General features: G+C 44.6%; 5 protein-coding genes and 1 pseudogene. 1 reads left to right on the top strand and 5 read right to left on the bottom strand.

Annotation, left to right across the window (positions count from 1 at the left end):
* Nucleotides 1-112: 112 nt before the first annotated feature.
* The 5 genes and pseudogenes from J7K79_RS01960 to larC form a co-directional block, all read right to left on the bottom strand.
* Nucleotides 113-262, bottom strand: a complete 150-nt coding sequence (locus J7K79_RS01960) for a hypothetical protein (RefSeq protein WP_296904571.1) — start codon at nucleotides 260-262, stop codon at nucleotides 113-115.
* Between the two features lie 5 nt (nucleotides 263-267).
* The gene (locus tag J7K79_RS01955) at nucleotides 268-693 is read right to left on the bottom strand and encodes an ATP-dependent sacrificial sulfur transferase LarE (protein WP_296904569.1); all 426 of its coding nucleotides are present in this window, start codon (nucleotides 691-693) and stop codon (nucleotides 268-270) included.
* A 53-nt stretch (nucleotides 694-746) separates the two neighbouring features.
* Nucleotides 747-929, bottom strand: coding sequence for a hypothetical protein (locus tag J7K79_RS01950; protein ID WP_296904567.1), 183 nt, complete (start codon nucleotides 927-929; stop codon nucleotides 747-749).
* Nucleotides 930-1,124: 195 nt separating this feature from the next.
* Nucleotides 1,125-1,466: a hypothetical protein gene (locus J7K79_RS01945; RefSeq protein ID WP_296904565.1), complete on the bottom strand. Its 342-nt coding sequence runs from the start codon at nucleotides 1,464-1,466 to the stop codon at nucleotides 1,125-1,127.
* Nucleotides 1,459-2,593, bottom strand: a pseudogene (gene larC, locus J7K79_RS01940) (nickel pincer cofactor biosynthesis protein LarC). Before larC ends, J7K79_RS01945 begins: the two are co-directional and overlap by 8 nt.
* 138 nt (nucleotides 2,594-2,731) lie before the next feature.
* Between larC and J7K79_RS01935 the strand changes: the two are divergent.
* A partial coding sequence (locus tag J7K79_RS01935; RefSeq protein ID WP_296904563.1) for a M3 family oligoendopeptidase occupies nucleotides 2,732-3,899 on the top strand: 1,168 nt, incomplete at its 3' end.

The raw sequence follows: 3,899 nt of genomic DNA, 5'->3' as shown, positions 1-3,899 counted from the left end.
TTGCCATACCAAAGTTTTATTTCTTTGAATATGATAAGACAAACTATTTAAATGGTATATTATCATGCAACATAATAACGTAAACTAATATTTCTGGAACATTACCAGATGGTTACTTCAAAACATCTTCAATGGTTCTGTTCAGTTTACCGCTTGCCAGCCTCTCCAGATCCAGCGTTACAAAGGCAAAACCTATCTTTCGAAGGGCTGAAACGATTTCTCCCCTCTTCTCCACGAGAAGAACTATGTCGTTGCTCTTCACTTCGATTACGGCTGCCCTGTACGGGAAAACCTCACTCTCACTTCTCTGAAGCCAGGACCTCTGAGAAAGTTTTCTGCTGTTTCTACCATTTTGACCTTTTCCGCGTCCAGGCCAAAACCGAAAGGAAACCTCGAACACAAACAGGCCATGGCAGGTTTGTTCCAGGTTGGAAGATTCAGTCTTCTGGAGAATTCCCCGATTTCCTCCTTTGTCACCTCAAATTCTATGAAAGGATGCCAGATTCCATCTTCCGTCGAAGCCTTCACACCTGGCCTGTAATCCTGAAGATCCGAGAAGTTCAACCTGTCCGCTATCACTTCAAAACCATGCTCTTTTGCCCAGTTTCTTACAACCCTGTCTCTCAGTTTCCTGCACAGGTAACACCTGTCTGGAGGATTTTCTATGAGATGTCTGCTTTTGAGTTCGTTCAATTCGACAAGTTCGTGTCTTATTCCAAGGAACTTTGCCAGATTTTTTTGCCTCTTCAGTCTCTTTTCTTGGAATGACGGAAGAATCTATTGTCAATGCCACCGATGGTGTTTCCTATGTTCACCACAAGAAGTCCGGGAGCACATGTCTGGAGCATTGTGGTGAGTGTTCCGATTCCTTCTCCTCCAAATCCGTACCCAACGGGCGTGGGAACCGCTATCACAGGAAGATCCGTCAAAGAAGCCACAAGAAAAGATTATGTGGAGATCAAAGTCCTTCGTTTGGTCAAGAGCGTAGAACGACCTGTGCATTCCCGCAACTCCTGCGTCGTAGACCTTCTTCACCGTGACACCAAGTTCTTCAAGTATGAGGAAAGTCTCTTCAGCGAAGGGAACATCGGAGGTTCCTGCGGTTATTATACCGACCGTTCCACTCAGCTTTTCCGAAAATTCTTTGTTTTTACAACGAGAAGTCTACCTGCCTCTCTTATCTTATAGCCTCTGAATCTATTTTTCACAGTCTTTTTCTTCTCCTCGTCCAGATGGAAAACAAAAGCGATTCCTTTTCTTTCCAAAAGCTTTTCCACAGCTATGATTATGTGTTCAACCATCTTCTCGGATGCGAACACAATCTCTGGAAAGCCTTGACACTTGTCTCTTTCCAGATCCAGCATCAGCCCATCAGTTCTTTCATAGAACATCTCCAAAATCTTCTCTTCTGCCTCCTCGAGTGTTATTTCCCCTCTCACAAGGGATCTCAGGATATCTTCAAACATTTCTCCGAATCTCCGATATCTTTTTGTAAACGACGTTATAAATCTTTTTAAGGGGATCCCTCTCTCCTGTGCTATCTTCCTGCAGACTTCGTGCTCCGGGGAGATGTTCACAACTTCAGAATTGAAACTTGCCACTTTTACAGGGATTCTTCCGTAATCTGTCTCTACAGTTACCGTCTTACGGAGCACTTTCACTTTCTCGGAGTGAAGGGCCCTTGCACCTAATACTGGTACTCTCCTTGAAGAGAATTTTCAGGATCTCGTCTCTTTTTTCCTCCGGACAGAGAACAGAGACTTTCACAGCCGGGCGGTTCTTCTTCATGTATATGGGAGTGTAGAAGACATCTTTTGCACCTGCTTCGAACAGTTTTTCCATAAGGTATCTGAACAGTTGCGGATTCCATGTTGTCCACGTTTGTCTCTATAAGGATGTCTCTTTCACTTTTTCCTTCTAAAAAGCCAAGGTAGCCTCGCAGCACGTTTGGTATCTCAAGATCTCTTGTTCCAGCCCCGTATCCCACCTTCTCTATTCTCAGAATAGGCGCTTTGAACTCATCGACCAGTCCATTCAAGATCACAGCTCCTGTTGGTGTGACGAGTTCTGCCCGTACCTTCTGATCCATGTAAATCGGGATACCTTTCAAGAGTTCGGCGATGGCGGGGGCAGGAACCGGGTATCTACCGTGCTCTGTCATGACAAAACCGCTTCCTGTGTTGACAGTGCCGCAAAAGACTTTTTCCACTCCAAGAAGCTCCAGTCCAGTTACGGCTCCTGCGATCTCTATCACTGTGTCCATGGCTCCCACCTCGTGGAAATGCACCTTTTCCTTCGAGAGACCGTGTACCTTGCTTTTTGTTTTGGCTAGGGCTTCGAACATTCTCGTAGCCTTTTCTTTTGCAGGATCCTCAAGTCTGCTCAATATCTCGATTATCCCCGAAAAATGCCTACCATTTTCGTTGCGGTTATCCTTTTTTGTTGACTTTTTTATCTTGAATTCAAACTCAACGCCCAGACTTACAAGACGTTCTTTAAGCTCTTCAGGATCAACACCAAGATTGACAAGAAGTCCAAGGAACATGTCACCGGCGATCCCAGAAAACGGATCGAGGTAAAGTATCCTTCCCATTTCTTTGCCCCCTCCTTTAGAAATGAGTATATACTAATTACCTTTCCGAACCAAGTAACATCTGAATTAAAACGAAGCGCTTTGAAAGTGATGGAGTGAGAATACTAATAGAACACCTGTGAGGGAGGGATACAGAGGATGCAGTGGAAAGACGTTGAGCCTCTGGTGAACGAACTCTTGGAGTTTCACATCTCTTCTTCTGAGGATTTCAGAAGCTTTGTTAACAGGGTAACAGATTTCTTTGACCAGGTAGAAGAGGAACACGCCTGGCTTTACATCAGGATGACGGTGAACGCAGATAAGGAGGAGAACGCAAAAGCTTACGAAAATTTCCAGAAAGAAGTTGTGGCCAAACTCAAACCTTATGAACAAAAAATAAAGGAAAAGATCGTAGAAAACGAACGATTCGCACCACTGGGGTACGAACACATGATAAAAATTCTCAAAAACGACGTGGATCTCTTCAGGAAAGAGAATGTTCCGCTTCAGGTGAAAGAGAGCATACTGGCCAAAAACTACGGAACACTCGTTGGAAGCATCGAAGTGGAGTTCAAAGGAGAGAAGAAAACTCTCCAGCAACTTTCCGCCTACCTGAGAGATCCCGACAGATCCACAAGAGAACTTGCCTGGAGAAAGAGATACGAGGGAATATGGGGAGTAAGAGAAAAACTCAACGAACTCTTCGATAAACTCAAAAACACAAGGCACCAGCAAGCTCTGAACGCAGATTTTTCCAACTACAGAGACTACATGCATAGATTGAAGGGAAGATTCGAATACACTCCGGAGGATATCTATCGATTTCATGAATCGGTGGAAAAAGAAGTCGTCCCATACCTTGTGGAGAGGACGAAAGTCAGACAGAAAAAACTCGGCATCGAAAGCGTAAAACCATGGGATACAGCGGTGGATGTGGATGGAAAAGTGTTGAAACCATTTTCCTCGGTGAAGGATTTCATGGAAAAAACAGAGAGAGCCCTCAAAAGGTTGAACCCTGTTTTCGCTGACAGATTTCGTCTGATGAAAGAAAAAGGGCTTTTAGACCTTGAAAACAGAAAAGGGAAGGCCCCAGGTGGCTACAATCACACGCTTCCAAAGACGGGTGCTCCTTTCATCTTCATGAACGCTGTAGGTCAGCCAGGAGATGTGAGAACAATCTTTCATGAGCTGGGACACTCGATGCATTCTTTTGAAACTCTAAGTCTTCCTGTCTTTTACAGGCCCTATAGAATGGAGGTTGCTGAACTTGCTTCGATGTCGATGGAACTCATTTCCATGGAATACTGGGACGAGTTTTACGAGGACG

It is taken from the genome of Thermotoga sp. (assembly GCF_021162145.1).
In the GTDB taxonomy this organism is placed as follows: domain Bacteria; phylum Thermotogota; class Thermotogae; order Thermotogales; family Thermotogaceae; genus Thermotoga.
The sequence above is the reverse complement of the archived record's forward strand: the minus strand, read 5'-3'. Positions and strand labels throughout refer to the sequence as shown.

What these genes read in the sequence shown, in the direction of transcription:
- J7K79_RS01945 (WP_296904565.1), bottom strand. Translation starts at nt 1,466, where the DNA reads ATGTTTGAAGATATCCTGAGATCCCTTGTGAGAGGGGAAATAACACTC.